This is a genomic window from Novosphingobium sp. PASSN1 (assembly GCF_002278815.1).
On sequence record NZ_NKIS01000005.1, the window covers coordinates 225,091 to 243,769 of the forward strand.

At 65.2% G+C, this 18,679-nt stretch carries 14 protein-coding genes; 12 read left to right on the forward strand and 2 right to left on the reverse strand.

What is annotated here, in order from left to right; genetic code table 11:
* The first annotated feature begins 81 nt into the window (after positions 1-81).
* From CFE35_RS10705 to CFE35_RS10730, 6 genes are all read left to right on the forward strand, one after another.
* A complete protein-coding gene (locus CFE35_RS10705) occupies positions 82-1,179 on the forward strand; it encodes an LLM class flavin-dependent oxidoreductase (RefSeq protein ID WP_292930585.1) in 1,098 nt (365 codons plus the stop codon).
* A 187-nt stretch (positions 1,180-1,366) separates the two neighbouring features.
* Positions 1,367-3,766, forward strand: coding sequence for a TonB-dependent receptor (locus tag CFE35_RS10710; protein ID WP_292930586.1), 2,400 nt, complete (start codon positions 1,367-1,369; stop codon positions 3,764-3,766).
* 175 nt (positions 3,767-3,941) lie between these two features.
* Positions 3,942-5,291, forward strand: a complete 1,350-nt coding sequence (locus CFE35_RS10715) for an MFS transporter (RefSeq protein WP_292930587.1) — start codon at positions 3,942-3,944, stop codon at positions 5,289-5,291.
* Positions 5,292-5,414: 123 nt separating this feature from the next.
* A complete protein-coding gene (locus tag CFE35_RS10720) occupies positions 5,415-6,437 on the forward strand; it encodes a TIM barrel protein (protein ID WP_292930588.1) in 1,023 nt (340 codons plus the stop codon).
* 12 nt (positions 6,438-6,449) lie between these two features.
* Positions 6,450-6,827, forward strand: a complete 378-nt coding sequence (locus CFE35_RS10725; RefSeq protein ID WP_292930589.1) for a DUF6379 domain-containing protein — start codon at positions 6,450-6,452, stop codon at positions 6,825-6,827.
* Position 6,828: 1 nt separating this feature from the next.
* Positions 6,829-9,219, forward strand: a complete 2,391-nt coding sequence (locus CFE35_RS10730) for a glycoside hydrolase family 3 C-terminal domain-containing protein (protein WP_292930590.1) — start codon at positions 6,829-6,831, stop codon at positions 9,217-9,219.
* A gap of 4 nt (positions 9,220-9,223) precedes the next feature.
* Here the strand turns inward: CFE35_RS10730 and CFE35_RS10735 are convergent, their stop codons facing one another.
* A complete protein-coding gene (locus tag CFE35_RS10735) occupies positions 9,224-10,840 on the reverse strand; it encodes a family 43 glycosylhydrolase (RefSeq protein WP_292930591.1) in 1,617 nt (538 codons plus the stop codon).
* Between the two features lie 110 nt (positions 10,841-10,950).
* Between CFE35_RS10735 and CFE35_RS10740 the strand changes: the two genes are divergently transcribed.
* Genes CFE35_RS10740 through CFE35_RS10765 form a run of 6 tightly spaced genes read left to right on the forward strand, consistent with a single transcriptional unit; the run spans position 10,951 to position 17,286 of the window.
* On the forward strand, positions 10,951-12,051 hold the full coding sequence (locus CFE35_RS10740; protein ID WP_292930592.1) for a Gfo/Idh/MocA family oxidoreductase: 1,101 nt from the start codon (positions 10,951-10,953) through the stop codon (positions 12,049-12,051).
* A gap of 13 nt (positions 12,052-12,064) precedes the next feature.
* A complete protein-coding gene (locus CFE35_RS10745) occupies positions 12,065-13,123 on the forward strand; it encodes a sugar phosphate isomerase/epimerase (protein WP_292930593.1) in 1,059 nt (352 codons plus the stop codon).
* On the forward strand, positions 13,120-13,719 hold the full coding sequence (locus tag CFE35_RS10750) for a gluconate 2-dehydrogenase subunit 3 family protein (protein WP_292930594.1): 600 nt from the start codon (positions 13,120-13,122) through the stop codon (positions 13,717-13,719). Before CFE35_RS10745 ends, CFE35_RS10750 begins: the two co-directional genes overlap by 4 nt.
* Positions 13,719-15,410: a GMC family oxidoreductase gene (locus CFE35_RS10755; RefSeq protein WP_292930595.1), complete on the forward strand. Its 1,692-nt coding sequence runs from the start codon at positions 13,719-13,721 to the stop codon at positions 15,408-15,410. The genes CFE35_RS10750 and CFE35_RS10755 overlap by 1 nt, the downstream gene beginning before the upstream one ends.
* Positions 15,410-16,264: a DUF1080 domain-containing protein gene (locus tag CFE35_RS10760; protein WP_292930596.1), complete on the forward strand. Its 855-nt coding sequence runs from the start codon at positions 15,410-15,412 to the stop codon at positions 16,262-16,264. Before CFE35_RS10755 ends, CFE35_RS10760 begins: the two co-directional genes overlap by 1 nt.
* Positions 16,265-16,275: 11 nt before the next feature.
* A complete protein-coding gene (locus tag CFE35_RS10765) occupies positions 16,276-17,286 on the forward strand; it encodes an aromatic ring-hydroxylating dioxygenase subunit alpha (RefSeq protein ID WP_292930597.1) in 1,011 nt (336 codons plus the stop codon).
* A gap of 4 nt (positions 17,287-17,290) precedes the next feature.
* On the opposite strand, the gene CFE35_RS10770 is transcribed toward CFE35_RS10765, so the two are convergent.
* The gene (locus tag CFE35_RS10770) at positions 17,291-18,517 is read right to left on the reverse strand and encodes an MFS transporter (protein ID WP_292930598.1); all 1,227 of its coding nucleotides are present in this window, start codon (positions 18,515-18,517) and stop codon (positions 17,291-17,293) included.
* Positions 18,518-18,679: the final 162 nt, after the last annotated feature.

Consider the following 18,679-nt stretch of genomic DNA (forward strand, 5'->3'; position numbering starts at 1 on the left):
GATTCGTCTGATCCATACCAAATCTGCCCCGGCCAATGCGCGGGATCACGGCGGACAGACCCCAGGGGAGATGGAACTCACATGCGTTTCTCGGTGTTCCTCAATGCGCGCACGATGCGCCCGGAAGACGACAGGCAGATGATGAAGGACCTTGAGGTCCACGCCCTGCGCGCCCGCGATCTCGGCTTCTCGGCGATCTTCATGCCCGATCATCACTTCAACGGCTACATGCCCGTCGCCAGCGACAGCTTCATCTTCGCCGCCTACCTCGCCGCAAAGATGCCAGAGATGCACTTCGGTTTCTCGGTCGTCTCGGTCCCGCTGCACCATCCCGTGCGCTTTGCCGAGCGGATCAACATCCTCGACCAGTTGACGGACGGCAAGCTGCTGGTCGGCATCGGCAGCGGCACGACGCCCGAAGAAATGATCGGCTTCGGCGTCACCTACAAGGACGCGGGTGCCATTTCCGAACGCAACCTCGAACTGGCCGAAGCGCTCTGGGCCAAGACGATGACGGACCCTGCGGTCGAGATCGACAATGGCCCCCATCAGGGCCGCGTGCTCCAGCGCATCGCGCCCGCTGCCTACACGCCCGGCCACGCCCGGCTCATGCCGGTGGCGATGAAGGAAGCGAGCGCCCGCCGCGCCGCGGTAAATGGCTGGCCCGCGTTCATTCCCGCCTTCACCCCGCCCAAGATCGGCGGCACCGAGCCGTTTGTCCACGTGAAGAAGTTCTTCGATATCTACCACGGCATGCTGACATCGGCCGGCCACTCGGCTGAAACGGTCGCCAGCGCGCTTGATTGGACCACCCACACCTACCAGTGCGTCCACGTGGCCGAGAGCGACGATCAGGCGCGCGAGGAACTGGAAGTGATCCTGCGCGCCTATCAGGCCGCCGTGGAACGCGAGGCGGAGTTCAACGCCCGCGCCGAAAGCAACGACGCCAACACCAAGACCGACCGCACCCCAAATGCGCTCACCGAAGACTGGATCGGCACCTGGTGCCTTTATGGTTCGCCCGAAACGGTGGCCGAACACCTGCTGCCGTACAAGGAGCTGGGCATCGGCAATATCCTGTGCGGCACGACCACTGGCCCGCTGACCGAAGAACGGCTGCGCCTTGGCAACCAGACGCTCGATCTGCTTTCCCGCAAGGTCATGCCGGCATTGGCCTAATCCATACACTGATTAGATAATCCATCAGTTCTATGAATGCTTATCGATGAAAACATACTATTTCACTTAATGGACCCAATCAGGCACCACGGCTGACAGGCAATAGCCCGGTACCTGACGGCGGGCTCCGTTCGAAAACTGCACACCAGACACCCCAATTCAAGCGGGGTGCTTAACGGGAGGGATTATGCGCAACTTCATCAAGGGTTCCAGCCTGCTTGCGGGCTGCGCGATCATCGCCGTGGCTGCACCGGCGCACGCCCAGCAGGTAGCGCAAGCCGCCGAGACCGACGCCAGCAACGCCGAAATCGTCGTCACCGCGCAGAACCGCACGCAGAACGTCAACGACGTGCCCATCGCGATCAACGTGATCAGCGGCGAGGAGCTCAAGAAGGCCGGGTTCTCGACGCTCAACGACATCGACAAGATCGCACCGGTGGTCCAGCTCAACCAGGATCAGGGCACGGTCAAGGTCACCGTGCGCGGCGTCGGCACCACTTCGAACGATGAAGCGCAGGATACCTCGGTCGTCATCAATATCGACGGCGAATACATCAACCGTCCCAACGTGATGGGCATGTCGCTGTTCGACATGGACCGCGTCGAGGTGCTGCGCGGGCCGCAGGGTACGCTTTATGGCCGCAATTCCACCGGCGGCGCGATCAACTTCATCACCCGCAAGCCCGGCCGCGAGTTCGGCGCCGAAGGCACGATCAGCTATGGCAACTACAACGCCGTGCGCGCCGATGCCGGGGTCGATGTGCCGCTGGGCGATGTCGCGGCGGTGCGCGTTTCGGGCTTCTACGAAGACCGCGATGGCTACAACAAGCACCCCGCTGGCGGCGGCTTCTTCGTGTTCCCGGCTTATGCAGCGGGCCGTTCGGACGACAACAACGCCTATGGCGGCCGCGTATCGCTGCGGCTCGATCCCACCGACAAGCTCTCGGTCAATCTTGCCGCCGAATATGCGCAGCGCAAGTTCAGCCCCGGCATCTTCGCGGTGGCCGATCTCAACGGCGCGGGCAATGGCCCCAGCGGCGGCACCTGCAACAACGGCTTCAGCCGCGTTGCACCCGCCTATGCGCAGCTGCTCTGCGTGCCGAGCAACACTAACCTGCTATCGAAGGTCGACCGCAACGAATACGCAGCGCCGCTTTATGGCATCGGCCTGGTCAAGCAGGACACCTGGGCCATTCGCGGGCGCATTGCCTATGAATTCAGCGATGCTGCCACGCTCACGTATATCGGCGGCTACCGCAGCTTCTCGGGCGATCCCAAGAACCGCCTGACCCTGCCGGTGATCTACCAGTCGTTTTCGTTCCAGGACGAGGCCGACACCCAGAGCCACGAACTGCGCCTCAACGGCAAGATCGGCGGCGTGATCTACCAGATCGGCGGGTTCTACTTCAAGGAGAAGCAGGACCGCGAAAACGGCTTCTTCCTCGGCCCGATCGCGCCGCCCGCCGGCACCTACTTGTCCTACTTCGGCCGCAAGATCTCCAGCGAGAGCAAGTCACTGTTCGGCCAGATCGAAGTGCCGCTGGGTGACAAGCTGACCGCCGTCGGCGGCCTGCGCTATACCGACAACAGCCGCGACGCGCTCTACATCAACGGCTCGCCGTTCGCGAAGTTCAAGGCCGACGGCGTCACTTTCGATCCCACCGGTCCCAACTTCACGCTGCTGGGCGCAGGCCCCGGCCGCAAGGATCTGAACGCGATCAACGCGCAGAAGCTGCCGCTGGGCAGCAACGACAACAAGGTGACGTGGCTTGCCGGGCTGAACTTCAAGCCCAATTCCGATACGCTGGTCTACGTGAAGGCCTCCACCGGCTTCAAGGGCGGCGGCTTCGATGCGGTCGGCACCTACAAGCCCGAGACCAACACTGCTTTCGAAGGCGGCTGGAAGCAGACCTTCGGCGATCACCGCCAGCACCAGTTCAACCTTGGCGCGTTCTACTACGACTACAAGGATCTGCAGGTTTCCGTCCTGCTCGATACCACCGTGGGCGGACAGACCTTCAACGCGGGCAAGGCCAAGATCTGGGGTATCGAAGCCTCGGGCAGCATCCAGCTGGATGACGCCACCAACTTCCACACCTCGATCAACTACCTGAACGCCGAGTACAAGGAGCTGTTCGCACAGTTCAACGTGTTGGACACCAGCGGCGCCCTGAACGGCATCGGCGATCTTGATCCCACCACACCGGGCATCCAGCAGCCGAACTTTGCGGGCAACCGTCCGCCCTTCTCGCCGGAGTTCATCATCACGGCAGGGCTCGATCACACGTTCCAGCTTGGCGATGCCGGCACGCTCACGGCGCGGGCGGACAGCACGTTCAAGTCCTCGTACTTCACCGATTTCTACAACTACGCCGACGGCACGCAGCAGGCCTTCACGCAGAGCGATCTGAGCCTGGAATACCAGACCGCCAGCAAGCGGATCTCGGTCATGGGCTTTGTGAAGAACCTCGAAAACAACCGCCCGCTGACCTACGGCAGCTTCGTTTCGGCCGGGCCGGACGACGTGTTCAACTGGCAGTTCGGCACGCCGCGCACGTATGGCATCCGCCTCAACGTGAAGTTCTGATAGCCTGAACCAAATGAGGGGGCGGTTGGCGACCGCCCCCGACAACCGGCAGCCAGCCGAGCGCAAGGGAGACCGGACATGCAACTGTCCGCCTGCATCGAATGGCTGTTTGCCGAAGACACTGACAGGGCGGAGCCAGGCACGGCCTCACGCGCGGCCACGCAGAGCGCGCGGCGTGCATAGCCGCCTCTCGCTGGCCGAGCGTGCCAGCTATGGCTTCGGCGATTTCGGCTACAGCCTCGCCTACAACATGGCGGGCGCATTCCTGCTCTATTACTACACCACCGTCGTCGGGCTCCCGGCGGCGGCGGTTGGCACGATCTTCCTCGTCGCGCGCCTGCTCGATGCGGTGATCGATCCGCTGGTCGGCATCGCGGTGGACAAGACGCGCAGCCGCTGGGGCCGCACCCGGCCTTATTTTCTCTTCACAGCCGTGCCTTACACCCTCGTCTTCATCGCCACGTTCAACGTGCCGCACTGGAACGAGGGCGCGCAGCTCGTCTACGCCTTCCTCACCTTCAAGGCGCTGGGGATCATCATGAGCGCCGGCTCGATCCCTTATACCGCGCTGATGCCGATGATGACGGACGATCCGGCAGACCGCCTGCGCCTTGGCGGCTGGCGCTCCATCGGCACGTCGGTCGGCGTGATCCTCGGCACCGCGGCGACCATGCCGCTGGTTGGCGCGCTCGGCGGCGGGAATGAGGCGGCAGGCTTCCTGCGCACGACATTCCTGTTCGGCGCGCTCTCCCTCTTCGCGCTCACCATGCTGTTTCGAAATTGCCGCGAACGCATTTCGGACGAAGCCACGGCATCCGCCTTCCGCGCCCTCCCCGCCATCGGCCAGATGCTGCGCAACCGCGCCTGGGCGGTCTGCTTCGGCTTCTGCCTGCTCTATTTCGTCCGCTTCGGCGCGATGCTCGGCCTCACCATCTTCTATGCCAAGGACGTCGTGCAGAAGCCCTGGCTGATCCCGGTCATGCTGCCGATGGTCTCGGGCGGGCTGCTCCTCGCCGCCTTCATCGCCCCGCCGATCCTTGCTCGCACCGGCATCCGCAAGGGCTGCATCGGCGCAATTGTGCTCTCACTCGCGATGCTGGCGGGCATGACCGGACTGGATCGCGCGCCAGACCTGCACTTCGGCACGCTCGCCGTCCCGCCCCTGCTGATCCCCTATTTCGCCTTCTCGATCATCACCTCGGTGACGATCACCGGCATTTTCTCGATGGCCGCCGCTACGGCCGATTACCATCAGGCGCTGTTTGGCGTGCGCCATGAAGGCCTTTTGTCCTCCGGCATCAGCACGTCGACCAAGGTCGGCATGGCGCTGGGCAGCGCGCTCGGCGCGTTTATCCTCGCGTGGGCTGGCTATCAGCCCGATGTGGTCAGCGAAACCGCCCGCGCCGCCATCCGCAGCGCGTACTTCCTCGCCGCAGGCGGCCTCCTTGCGTTGCAGGCCGGGGTGGTGTGGTTCTGGCCGATGGACGGCGATTGGCGCGCCCGTCTCAAACCGGAGGCCCCTTGACTTGGGTCGCCAAATTATAGAATGGACGTTCTAATATTTTCAAAAGGAATCGCAGCCAGCCATGCGGTTCCGATATCACGATCAGAGCGGCGCTTTGGCAGCCGCCGCAGGGGAGACCAGCACATGCCGATCAAGCGCGGCGTAAGCCTCTACAGTTTTCAGAACGAGACCTTCCAGGGCAAGATGACCCTTGAAGACTGCATCCGCACCTGCGCCGAAATGGGCGCGAACGGGATCGAGGTCATCGGCGAACAGACCTTCTGGGGCTGGCCCGAAGTCGGCGTCGAGGATGCCGCCATCGAGAACTGGCACCAGCTCATCGCCAAGTACGATTGCGTGCCGGTCGCCCACGATTTCATGCTCGACTACAAGCGCTACAAGGGCCGGGAAATGCCCTTCGAGGAGCAAGTCGCGAGCGTGAAGAAGGACATCGACTTCGGCGCCCGCCTCGGCATGAAGTTTATCCGCGCGCTTGTTTCGATCGCCCCCGAAGTGCTCGTCGCCGCCGCACCGCACGCGGAGGAAAAGGGCATCAAGATCCTCATCGAGGTTCACGCGCCCCTGCACTTCGATCACCCCTGGATCATCCGCCACGCCGAAGCCTTTGAAAAATCCGGCTCCGATGCGCTCGGCTTCCTGCCCGACATGGGCATGTTCCTCCACGCCTTCCCGCCGGTCTGGAAGGAAAAGTTCCTGCGCATCGGCGTGCCCAAGGCCATCGCGGACTACGTCGAGAAAGCCTACGCCGACCGCGTCCTCTCGGAATACGTCATCCTCAATGTCCAGCAGATGGGCGGCACTGGCCCCGCCATCGCGATGGCCGAAACCATGCGCCACAACGCTGCGTTCGAGCCGAAGCGGATGCTCGATTACATGCCGCGCATCCACAACATCCACGGCAAGTTCTATGAGATGACGGCCGGCCAGAAAGCTGATGAATTTGTCGAGCCCTCGATCCCCTACGACGCAATCATCAAGGTGCTGCAGCAGGGCGGCTATGATGGCTACATCTGCTCCGAATACGAAGGCAACCGCTGGATCGAGGACGCGATGGAGCCCGACAGCGTCGAACAGGTCCGCCGCCAGCAGGTCATGCTCGCAAACCTCCTCGGCGAGCCCGCCCCCCAGCTCAGCGCTGCTGCCTAAGGAAACGATCCCATGATGGACAACAAGATGATCGTCGAGGGCAGCCTCGAAACCTCCGACAAGGGCTTCGCCTTCTATGGCCGCCTCCCCTATTATCGCGGCCTTGGCCTCTCGATGATCGAGGACATCCAGATCACCGCCGATGGCGAAGTGATCCCCCGCGCGGACGTGCGCTTCCACGTGCGCGGCAAGACCTACACGCTCGACCAGATGGAAACGGTTTACGACGACCGCTGGAACTTTGGCGAGAAGGCCAAGATCATCGCGATGAAGCCTGGCGGCCTCCCCGGGGGCGATCACAAGATCGAATTCGCGGTGCGCATGCGCGTATCCTACTTGCCCTTCGTGCCGACCACGAAGGACACCAAAGTCCTGGCGCTCGCCGCCTGACATGACGCAGCTGTCCCTCGATCAGGCCGCGCTCCTCACGGCAGGGGCTGCGATGTGGGCCACCCCTGCGGTGCCCGAAGCCGGCATTCCGTCGTTCACCATGAGCGACGGGCCGATGGGCATCGCCAGCGGCAAGGTCGATGAACGCGATATCGCCCGGCTTTCCCCTTGCGCCACGGCGCTCGGGGCAAGCTGGGATGTCGATCTTGCCCGGCGCATCGGCACCCTTGTGGGGCAGGAAGCGGCGGCGCGCGGGATCGACATGGTGCTCGCCCCCAATATCAACCTCGCCCGCAGCCCGCTGGCGGGCCGCGCCTTCGAGTATTTTTCGGAAGACCCGCTGCTGGCCGGTCTGCTCGGCGCAGCATGGATCGGCGGCCTGCAATCCACCGGCACCGGCTCCTGCGCCAAGCACCTCGTGTGCAATGACAGCGAGACCGCGCGCGACAGCATGAATGTCGTGATCGATGAACGCACCTTGCGCGAGGTCTATCTCCTCCCGTTCGAATTTGCCGCGCAAGCTGGCTGCGCCGGAATGCTGGCCGCCTACAACCGCGTGAACGGCAGCTACTGCGCCGAGCAGCACCACGTCCTTACCGAAGTGGTGAAGGGCGAATGGGGCTATCACGGCGTCATCATGTCCGATTGGTTCGGCACCCACTCCACCGCGCCCACGCTGGCCGCCGGGCTCGATCTCGAAATGCCCGGCCCGGCGCGTTTCCTCGGCGCGAAAGCCGCCGTTGCGGTCGGCGAAGGCGCGCTGAGCGAAGCCCGCGTGCAAGACGCGGCGCTGCGTGTCGCCCATGCCGCACAGCGCGTCACCGGCCCCAAGTCCCAGCCGCTCGCCGAAGCCGATATCACCGCGCTGCTGGAGGAAGCCGCCGCCGCAGGCATGGTCCTGCTGAAAAACGAAGCCGCCCTGCTGCCGCTCGATCCCACCGCGATCAAGACCCTCGCCGTCATCGGCCCCAATGCCGCCGCCCCCTGCTTCCAGGGCGGCACATTCGCCAAGATCTCGGTCCGCCCGGACCTGCCCTCGCCCATCGATGCGATCCGCGCCCGCTTCGGCGCGCAGTGCGCGGTGTTGTTCGAACCCGGTGTCGATCCCGCCCCGCGCCTGCCGCTGATGCCGGTCACCCCCGCGCACGATATCGGCGATGGCTGCACCAGCGGCATGACGCTGGACTATTTCGCCACCCCCGATTGCAGCGGCGCGCCGCTCAACCGCGAAACGCGCGATACCAATTCGCTCGTCTGGTTTGCCGGAATGCACGATCAGGCCCCGTTTGCGAAAGGCGGCTCGATCCGCGCTGCGGGCCGCTTTACCGCTGGCAAGTCCGGCACCCACCGCTTCCACCTCGGCGCAACCGGCGTCTCGCGCCTCATGGTCGATGGCCGCGAAGTCCTTGCCACCACCGAATGCCCGCCGGGTGACACGATGGGCGTGCTCAAGGCGGGGGACAGCGAGAGCGCCCCTGTTGATCTCGCGGCAGGCCAAACGGTCACCGTCACCGCCGAATTCTCCTTCACCGGCGCGCGTGTTCACGGCTTGTGGTACGGCATCCGCGCGCCCGGCAGCGGCGAGGAACTGCTCGCCGCCGCTGAAACTGCCGCGCGCGCGGCCGATGCCGTCGTCCTCATCGTCGGCGAAACGTCCGACAGTTCGGTCGAAAGCAAGGACCGGCCCGATACCCTCCTCGCCGCGGGCCAGCGCGAGCTCATCGCCCGCGTCACTGCCGCCAACCCGCGCGTGGCCGTCGTCACCAATGTCGGCCACGCCTATGATGCCGCTTGGGAACGCGCCGCCGCAGCCCACCTCGCCACCTGGTATCCCGGCGAAGGCTTCGCCGCCGCGCTAGCCGCCGTGCTGGCGGGCGACCGCGAACCCGGCGGCCGTATGCCCGTCACCATCGCGCGCGAGGAAGCCGATTATCCCGCCTTTGCGCTTAAACCCACAGCAGACGGCGCGCTGCCCTATCGCGAAGGCACTCGCCTCGGCTATCGCGGCATCGCATCGGCGCACCACACGCTTGGCGCAGGGCAAGGCTATGCCCGCTTCGCATGGTCGCAGCCCATAGCCACGGCGGACGGCGTCTCACTCACCGTCACCAACCTTTCGAACCGCGCGGGCGCGGAGGTCGTGCAAGTCTATCGGGATGCGCCCGAACCGACGCTGATCGGCTTTGCCAAAGTCCATCTCGAACCCGGCAAGGCCGCAAGCGTCACGGTCCCGCTCACGCGCCGCCGCTTTGCGGTGTGGGGCGAAAGCGGTGGTGAAAGCGGTTGGCAATTGCTCACCGCCCCGAACCAAGTTCGCATCGCCCGCAATGCCGAAGATCCGGGCTTCGCGCTCGAAGTCGACGCTGCCGCGCTGCCGGACCTCGGCCCGTGATCGCTCAGCCCAGGGCGCGGTAGCGGAAGTCGCGGAACACGCCCTGCCCCTTGCCCGCCGCAAACAGCGCGGGCCGCAGGCTGGCGAGGTCGTCCATCGTGTTGGCATTGTAGCCTGAAACTTCCGAGCGCACGCCGTGGCGCGTCCAGTTCGTGCCATCGAGGCTATAGTAGAACGTCACGATCTGCCGTTCGTTGACGATCCTGAGGTGCATCGTGCGCGCTGCCGGTGCTGGTTCGCGCCAATACATCGGCATGCCGCCGCGATAGCTTGTCATGCCTGTGGCACTGATGCCCATGCCCAGAAACAGCCTCCGGTTGTAGAACAGCAGCAGGCCCGCCTCGCCCTCACCTTCCAGTTCCACCGTCACCGTGATCTCGTAAGCGCGGTCGCCCACCATCTGGGTCAGCACGCTGGCATCACCCGGCCCGCTGCCCTTGCCCGGCAGCACCAGCTTCCCGCCGCCCATCGCGATGCGCGCCGCCTCATCGGGCGATGCGCCATAAGCGCTCCAGCGCATGCCGAGCGAGGATGATGCAAACGCATCGGACCGCGCCATCCCATGCGGCGCGCCCACCTTGCCGCCCCCCGGCATCGGCAGCGCGCGCGACAAATCCCCGCCCAGCGCGCGCGGCCAGCCATCCGCCGTCCATGCAAAGGGTTCGAGCAAAGTCTGCCGCCCCAGCGTGCGATAGCCGTTCTCATAACCGTGGTAGACGAAATACCACTGCCCGCTCGGCCCTTCGACGGCCGTGGCATGTCCGCGCGACCACCACGCCTCGCTGGCATCGTGCGTGCGGATGATCGGATTGTGCGGGCAATGCTCCCACGGCCCTTGCACCGAGCGCGCGCGCGCCACCGTCACCATATGCCCTGTCGGCGGCCCGCTCGTACCGCCCACTGCCGTCACGAGGTAGAACCAATCGCCCCGCCGCGTCAGCTTTGGCCCTTCGAGCGCATAGGCCTCGGTTACCCAGTCGTCGGGGTATTTCCAGCCATCGAAGGCATGAACCGGCGCTCCCACTGCCGAGAGCCCGTCATCGGCCAGCTCGACCCGCATGCCGCCTGAAAGGAACAAATAGCGCGTGCCATCCTCACCCACGATGTGGCCCGGATCGATATAGCCCCGAATGCCAAGATCGACCGGCTCGCTCCACGGCCCCGCGATATGGTCCGCATGGATCACCCAGATCTGCGGCGCGTCCTTCACCGTGTCGGACCACGGCGCGGGGATGAAGGGAATATAGATGAAATAGCGCCCGCCATGCTTCACCAGATCGACTGCAAAACCGATTGCCGCAGGGTGCGCCAGCGCAGGGCCAATCGGCACCCAGTTCACCAGATCGCGCGAATGCCAGATCAGCAGGCCGGGCGCGGCATCGAAGCTCGAATGGGTGAGGTAATAGTCCTCCCCGTCCTTGAGGATAGAAGGATCGGGATAGTCCCCCGCCAGCACCGGATTGCGATAGGTGCCGTTGCCAAGATCCGCGCGGCGCTGCCCCTCGATGCCGCGGCCCCATGCGGCAGGAGCAGCTGCAGCCACCCCCGGCAGGCCTGCGCTCGCCAGCGCTACGCTGCCCAGCGCAAACAGCGAACGGCGATCGAGATCGTGGTCACCCATCGACAAATTCTCCCTTTGAGCGCTCTATCCAGCGCTTGAAATCGCAGATCTAACAAATTAGAACCAAGATTACAAATAAACGGGGAGAATGCAATTTGAGTCGGCTGCGCATGGCCATGATCGGTGGCGGACCGGGTGCGTTCATCGGCCCGGTGCACCGCATCGCGGCAGAACTGGACCGAGAGATTGAACTCGTCGCCGGGGTGTTCTCGGCCGATCCCGCGCGCAGCCGCGCGGGCGGCCTTGCCTATGGCCTCGATCCGGCGCGCGCTTATGGCAGCCTTGCAGACTTGCTCGCCGCCGAACGCGCCCGCCCCGATGGCGCGCAATTTGTCGCGGTGGTGACGCCCAACCACGATCACCTCCCTTCGGCCAAGGCGGCACTGGCCGCTGGCTTTCCCGTCATCGGCGACAAGCCGATGACCGCCACGCTGGCAGAAGCGCAGGACCTGGCCGAAGCCGTCGCCGCCGCTGGCCTGCCCTTCGCCCTCACCTACACTTATTCCGGCTACCCGCTGGTGCGCGAAGCCCGCGCCCGCATTGCCGCAGGCGCACTGGGCGCGGTCCGCAAGGTCGTCGTCGAATACCCGCAAGGCTGGCTCGCTGGCCCGGCGACAGGCAAGCAGGCCGAATGGCGCGTCGATCCCGCGCGCGCCGGGGCGGGCGGCTGCATCGGCGATATCGGCGTCCACGCGTTCCAGCTCGCTGAATTCGTCACCGGCCTTCACGTCACCGAACTGCTCGCCGATCTCGGCGCAGTCGTGCCGGGCCGCATGCTTGATGATGATTGCTCCGTCCTCCTCCGTTTCGAAAACGGAGCGCGCGGCGTGCTGCTGGCCAGCCAGATCGAAGTCGGCGAACTCAATGGCCTGCGCATCCGCGTCTACGGTGAAACCGGCGGCCTTGTTTGGCAGCAGGAAGCTCCGAACACGCTCACACTCCACCACCTCGATGGCCGCAGCGAAGTGATCCGCGCGGGCACCGGCCTGCTCGGCCCCGATGCTGCGCGCCGCACCCGCACGCCGGGGGGCCATCCGGAAGGCTATCTCGAAGCCTTCGCCAACCTCTACCGCGATTTCGCCGAAATGCTGCGTGGGCAGGCTGCCCCGCTGCTCCCCGGTGCGGCGGAGGGCCTGCGCTCCATGGCCTTCATCGACACCGCCGTCCGCGCCAGCGCCGCCCGCGCTGGTTGGACCCCGCTTACCGTCTGAGGACACCGCCCGCATGAAAACCATCAAAGGCCCCGGCATCTTCCTCGCGCAGTTCGCGGGCGATGCCGCGCCGTTCAACAGCCTCCCCGCCATTGCCGAGTACATGGCAGGCCTCGGCTACAAGGGCATCCAGATCCCCAGCTGGGATGCGCGGCTGTTCAACCTCGATCTCGCGGCGGAAAGCCAGACTTACTGCGATGAGATCACCGGCATGCTCGCCGAAAAGGGGCTGGAGATCACCGAGCTTTCGACGCACCTGCAAGGCCAGCTCGTCGCGGTCCACCCCGCGTTCGATGCGCAGTTCGATGGCTTCGCGCCCGCCGAAGTGCATGGCAACCCCGCCGCGCGGCAGGAATGGGCTGTCCGCCAGGTGAAGAACGCCGCCGTGGCCAGCCGCCGCCTCGGCCTTGCCGCCCACGCCACGTTCTCCGGTGCGCTCGCATGGCCCTATTTCTACCCCTGGCCCGCGCGGCCCGCTGGCCTTGTCGAAGATGCCTTCGCCGAACTCGCCCGCCGCTGGAAGCCGATCCTCGACGTGTTCGAGGACAACGGCGTCGATGCGGCTTACGAAATCCACCCCGGCGAGGATCTGCACGACGGCGTGACTTTCGAGCGCTTCCTCGAAGCCGTCGGCCATCACCCGCGCGCCAATATCCTCTACGATCCCAGCCACTTCGTGCTGCAATGCCTCGATTATCTCCAGTTCATCGATATCTACCACGAGCGCATCAAGTGCTTCCACGTGAAGGATGCCGAGTTCCGCCCCAATGGCCGCAGCGGCGTCTACGGGGGCTATCAAGGCTGGGTGGACCGCCCCGGCCGCTTCCGCTCGCTGGGCGATGGGCAAGTCGATTTCGGCGCGATCTTCAGCAAGATGGCGGCCAACGATTTTACCGGCTGGGCCGTGCTCGAATGGGAATGCGCGCTGAAGCATCCCGAAGTCGGCGCAGCAGAAGGTGCGCCGTTCATCGACCGGCACATCATCAAGGTTACCGAACACGCCTTCGATGATTTCGCCGCCGGCGGCGCGGACCGCGCGCTCAACCGCCGCCTGATGGGGATCGACGCATGACCGGCTGGAACAGACGCAGCTTCCTCGGCGCGGCCTCGCTCGTCGCCCTGCTCAGCGCCGCACCCGGCGGAGCAGAAGTGCTGCACGGGCTCGACCCCGCCGAAGCCCCCTCGCCCCACCAGCGCACGCTGATGCGCACTGCGGCCGAACACGTCATCCCGACCACCGAAACCCCCGGCGCTGGGGCACTTGGCGTAGACGACTTCGTGTTCGTCGCCCTCGCTCAAGGCCTTGAAGGCACGCGCCTCCCGCCCGCAGCTGACGCAACCTTCACGCCCTTTCTGCGCAGCGATGGCAGCCTCGATCACATCGCATGGCTCGAAGCCAGGCTCGGTCCCAAGTGGCTCACCCTGCCCCCCGCAAGCCGCCACGCCCAGCTCGCCGCGCTCGATGCCGCCGCCTTCAGCAACGACCCCGCCGCCGCCCCATGGCGCAAGCTCAAGGGATTGATCCTCACCGGCTACTACACCAGCGAGACCGGCGGCTCACGCGAACTCAAATATGAACTGGTCCCCGGCCGGTTCGATCCCAAGGTGCCGGTCACGCCAGAAACCCGCGCCTATTCCAGCGACTGGACAGCGGTGGACTTCGGCTGATGGACGAGACTCTCCACTTCGACGCAATCGTCGTTGGCTCCGGCATCACCGGCGGCTGGGCGGCCAAGGAACTCACACAGGCGGGCCTCAAGGTCCTGCTCCTCGAACGGGGCCGGAAGATCGAGCACCAGCTCGATTACGAGACCGAGATGAAGGCGCCGTGGGAAATGCCCTTCCGGGGTGATGGCGACGCCGACCTCTATGCCCGCGAATACGCGGTGCAGAGCCTCAACCGCCACTTTACCGAGTTCACGCAGGGCCACTTCGTCAACGACGCGCAAAATCCTTACCAGACCGGGCCGGACACCGCCTTCAACTGGTTCCGCAGCTACCAGCTCGGCGGCCGATCGCTGACCTGGGGCCGCCAGTGCTACCGCTGGTCGGACTATGATTTCGGCGCGAACAAGCGCGATGGCCACGGCACCGATTGGCCCATCCGCTACGCCGATCTCGCCCCGTGGTATGACCGGGTGGAAGAGTTCATCGGCGTTGCCGGCGCCGCGGAAGGCCTGCCCCAGCTGCCCGACGGCAAGTTCCTCCCTCCATTCGCGCTCAATGTGGTCGAACAGGCTGCGCGTGAGCGGATTATGGCTAAGTGGCCCGAACGCCGCCTTACCATCGGTCGCACTGCGAATCTCACGGCCGAAAAGGACGGGCGCGGCCCCTGCCAGAGCCGCTCGATCTGTGCGCGCGGCTGCTCGTATGGTGCCTATTTCTCCACCCAATCGAGCACGCTGCCCGCCGCGCAAGCGACCGGCAACCTCACCCTCGTCACCGATGCGGCGGTCGAGCATGTGGACTACGATCCCGCCACCCGCCGCGTGACGGGCGTGCGCTGGATCGACAGTAAGACCAAGACGCGTTTGTCGGCCAGCGCGCGGATGGTGTTCCTCAATGCGGGGGCCTTCAATTCGGTCCACCTGCTGCTCAATTCCGCCAATGAAGCCATGCCGAATGGCCTCGCGAACAGCAGCGGCGTGCTCGGTACGCATATCATGGACCACGCCAACACGCTTTCCGCTGCAGCAATCATGCCCGGCTATGAGCAGTGGACCACGTTCGGCAACCGTCCCACCGGCGTTGTCATCCCGCGCTATCGCAACATGGAGACGATGGACGGCACCGGCCACACGCGCGGCTTCTCGTTTCAGGGCGGCGCGCTGCAATCAACATGGACCGCAGGCAAGCGCGAGGCGGGCATCGGCGCGGACTACAAGCGTCACCAGCAAAAGCCGGGCGCATGGCGCATGGTATTGGTCGGTTTCGCCGATTGCGTGCCGCGCGAAAGCAACCGCCTCACGCTGGATCGCACCAAAACTGACAGCAACGGCATCCCCCAGCTGCGCATCGATTTCGCGTTCGGCGCAGAGGAAAACGCCGCGCTCGCGCAGGCCAAGGCCGATGCGGCCGAAATGCTCACCAAAGCGGGCGGCAAGGTCATCATGGGCTTCGATCGCCCCGGCCCCGGCGGCACCGCGATCCACGAAATGGGCGGCGCGCGCATGGGCAATGATCCGGCCACCTCCGTGCTCAACAAATGGAGCCAGGCGCACGACGCGGCCAACCTGTTCGTGACCGACGGCGCGCAGATGAGCTCGTCGGCCTGCCAGAACCCATCGCTTACGTACATGGCGCTCACCGCCCGTGCTGCCGCCCACGCGGTCGCGCTGCTGAAATCGGGCGCCATTTGATGCCGGATCGCCGCGAAGTGCTTCGGGGCTCGCTCCTTGCCGCTCTGGCTGGAGCCGCCCCCGCGCGCCTGCTCGGTGCAACCGCCGCGCCGCCTTTTTCCGGCGGGTCGTGGCAGCCTCTGTTCGATGGCAAGTCGCTCTCGGGCTGGACCTTCTATCAGGAAGGCAACGGCACCGAGGACCGGAACCGCGTTGTGCGGATCGAGCAGGGCATGCTCCATTTCCTCGGCCCCCGCTATCAAGGCAAGGCCCAGCCCGGCCATATCGCCACCACCACCGCTTGGCAGGACTATCACCTGCGGCTCGACTACAAGTTCGGCCCGCGCCGCTTCGCCCCGCGCGCGCTGCAGCGCCGCAACAGCGGCCTGCTCTATCACATGGGTCCGGAGCGCGACCGCCTGTTTCCCGATTGCGTCGAATTCCAGATCGAGGAAGGCGATACCGGCGATGCGATCATGGTCAACACGCTGGCGCTGCAAGGCCCCTTGCTGGGCGGCACCCCGCTCTGGCCGAACTGGATTCCAGCCTTCCCCAGCGAATACCAGACACCGATCAATGCGGGGGGCTATCGCCGGCAGTGGCACCGCCATTCCGGGCCGTATGAACGGCTGGACGACTGGAACACGCTCGATCTCTATGCCTTTGGCGATTCTGCGGCGCAGCTCGTCAACGGGCGGATCGTCAACACGCTGTTCAAGATGCTGCGCGAGGATGCCGGCGGCATCCGCACGCCGCTCACCAGTGGGCGCATCGCGCTCGAATTCGAATGGGCCGAAGTCTCGTTCCGCAACGTGATGATCCGCCCGCTGGACGCTGCCGCCATCGGCAACCTGACCCGCCAAGGCTCCGAATAAGGCAACTCCCCATGTCCGCTTTCATCAAGAACCTCTGGTACATGGCCGCCTGGGCCGATGAAATCGCGGGCGATGCGCTGCTGGCGCGCACTTTGCTCGGCAAACCGTGGCTGATCTGGCGCAAGGCGGATGGCACCTATGCGATGATCGCAGACCGCTGCCCGCACCGCTTCGTGCCGCTCTCGATGGGCAAGCGCGTAGGTGATACGGTGCAGTGCCGCTACCACGGCCTCGGCTTCGATGGCACGGGCGCCTGTGTCCACTCCCCCTTCCCCGATGGCCCGCCCGCGCATGTCAGCGCGCCCGCCATGCCGATTGCGGAAAAGCATCGCGGCCTGTGGTTCTGGCCCGGCGATCCGGCGCTGGCGGACCCTGCGAAGATCCCGGACTTCAGCTTCCTCGACGAGGATCGCGGGATGCATCGCGGGTGCTTGCGCATCGCAGGCAATTACGAGCTCATCACCGATAACCTGATGGACCTGACCCACGCCGAATTTCTCCATATCGAGACGTTCGGGGTCAACGGCTCGATCTTCCACGGGACACAGACCGTGCGCCACGACGCGGATGGCGCGATCTGGAACAACTGGGACATGACCGACGCGCAATCGCCCGAATGGTCCAAGCCGATGCTGGAGGCGGGCGCGAACATCGACCAGTGGCTCCACATGCGCTGGCACGCGCCTGCCGCCATGGCGCTCACCGTCGGCCTCGCCAAGGCGGGCACGCAGCGCGCGGACCTGATCGTCCCGCCGATGATCAACCCGCACATCATCACGCCCGAGACCGAGACCTCGTCACACTATTTCTACGATCACGAGGACAACGCTGAGGCCGCCGAAATGGCGCGCCGGGTGTTCGTGGAAGAAGACGAGCCGATGATCGAGGCCGCCCAGCGCGCGCTCGGGACACAGGATTTCTGGGACGCGCGCCCCGCCATCCTCAAGACCGATGCCGGCGCGATCCGCGCCCGCCGCGCGCTGATGCAGCTGCGAAAGGCCGAAGAAACCGCAGCGGCCTGAGCGATCAGGCCGCCGCCTTTCTTGCCGAACGCGACAGCACCAGCAGCAACAGCACCGCGCCCACCGCGCTGACGATCCCGGCGACGAGGAACGCGCCTTGCATCGTCCCCACTGCGCCGCGCAGCACCGAAACCAGCAGCGGCGAAGAGAACTGGCCGAAGAAGAACGTAGCCGTCCAGATGCCCATGCCGCGCCCCCGGTGCGCAAACGGCAGTTGGCTTTGCGCCCACGCAATCAGCGTCGGGATCGCCATGCCTGCGCCCGTCTGCTGCAGCGCCATGCCCAGAATCATGCTCTTCCAGTCCGCCGCCAGCCCCATCACGGCCAGCCCCGCGCCGAGGAAACTCAGGAAGATCGCGATCAGCGTCGGCGAACCCGTCCCCCGGCTGCCCAGCCACCAGAACAGCATCGCGCCGACCAGAATGAACAGCGTCGGCAAAGCCGTGATCTGGCCGATGCTCTGCGGATCGGTGACGCCCAGTTCCTGCCAGACGGTCGCGCCATTGACGATGAACACGTAGTAGATCGCCGAGGAGAACAGCGTGAGGCCCGCAATCCCCAGCATCGCGGCCCACGGAAAGCCCTCGCTGCGCTGCTCGTCCATGCCCAGCATCTGCCGCACGGTCGCATCGCTTCTGGGTTCGAACATCCAGCGCAGCATCGCCAGCCAGATCGGCAGGGCCAGCAGATAGAGCAGGAATATCCCGTTCCACCGCCACGCGGTCATCGTACCGGCGAAGAAGATCATGACCGACGACAGCGCCGGGCCGACCAATCCTTGCAGCGCCAGCCACTTGCGGCGGCCCTCATCGGGCCAGTAATCGGCAATCAGCGTGTTGACCGTGGTCAGGATCACCGCCTCGCACAGCCCCAGCAGCAGGCGCGAACCATAGATCACATCGAGGTTTTCGAGGAAGAACGGCGCCGCGCCAATCAGGCCATAGAAGAAGGTCGAGACCAGCAGCAATTTGCGCCGCCCGAACCGATCGACCATCAGCCCGGCAAACAGCGCCACGAGCGCGATCGTCAGCCCCGGCGCGGTGACCATCGAAGGCACCTTCGTCGGCGCAGTCGGATCGGTGGGGGCGAAGTGCCCGATGATCGCCGGGATCGCCGGAAACATCGTGACGATGGCCAGAATCGGCAGGAATCCGGCGATAATGACTGTCAGCCCCTGCGCCAGACCTGCCTTTGGCCCTGCCTGAGAGGCCGATGTCGGTGTGCTTGCCAAGGTATTCTCCCCAAACAACTTTTTTGCTGCAGGTGGGCTGTCATCCCCATGATATCCTGCGCCGTGCGCTTGACCATAGGCGACATGAGGGAATAATAGAAGCGACATTTTAATTTGACCGGGCAAACACGCGCGGCACGTATAGCCGCCACGAACAGGCGG

Excerpts from the sequence above, each read along its gene's own strand:
- CFE35_RS10705 (WP_292930585.1), top strand. The coding sequence starts at position 82 with ATGCGTTTCTCGGTGTTCCTCAATGCGCGCACGATGCGCCCGGAAGAC.
- CFE35_RS10710 (WP_292930586.1), top strand. The coding sequence starts at position 1,367 with ATGCGCAACTTCATCAAGGGTTCCAGCCTGCTTGCGGGCTGCGCGATC.
- CFE35_RS10720 (WP_292930588.1), top strand. The coding sequence starts at position 5,415 with ATGCCGATCAAGCGCGGCGTAAGCCTCTACAGTTTTCAGAACGAGACC.
- CFE35_RS10725 (WP_292930589.1), top strand. The coding sequence starts at position 6,450 with ATGATGGACAACAAGATGATCGTCGAGGGCAGCCTCGAAACCTCCGAC.
- CFE35_RS10730 (WP_292930590.1), top strand. The coding sequence starts at position 6,829 with ATGACGCAGCTGTCCCTCGATCAGGCCGCGCTCCTCACGGCAGGGGCT.
- CFE35_RS10735 (WP_292930591.1), bottom strand. The coding sequence starts at position 10,840 with ATGGGTGACCACGATCTCGATCGCCGTTCGCTGTTTGCGCTGGGCAGC.
- CFE35_RS10740 (WP_292930592.1), top strand. The coding sequence starts at position 10,951 with ATGGCCATGATCGGTGGCGGACCGGGTGCGTTCATCGGCCCGGTGCAC.
- CFE35_RS10745 (WP_292930593.1), top strand. The coding sequence starts at position 12,065 with ATGAAAACCATCAAAGGCCCCGGCATCTTCCTCGCGCAGTTCGCGGGC.
- CFE35_RS10750 (WP_292930594.1), top strand. The coding sequence starts at position 13,120 with ATGACCGGCTGGAACAGACGCAGCTTCCTCGGCGCGGCCTCGCTCGTC.
- CFE35_RS10755 (WP_292930595.1), top strand. The coding sequence starts at position 13,719 with ATGGACGAGACTCTCCACTTCGACGCAATCGTCGTTGGCTCCGGCATC.
- CFE35_RS10760 (WP_292930596.1), top strand. The coding sequence starts at position 15,410 with ATGCCGGATCGCCGCGAAGTGCTTCGGGGCTCGCTCCTTGCCGCTCTG.
- CFE35_RS10765 (WP_292930597.1), top strand. The coding sequence starts at position 16,276 with ATGTCCGCTTTCATCAAGAACCTCTGGTACATGGCCGCCTGGGCCGAT.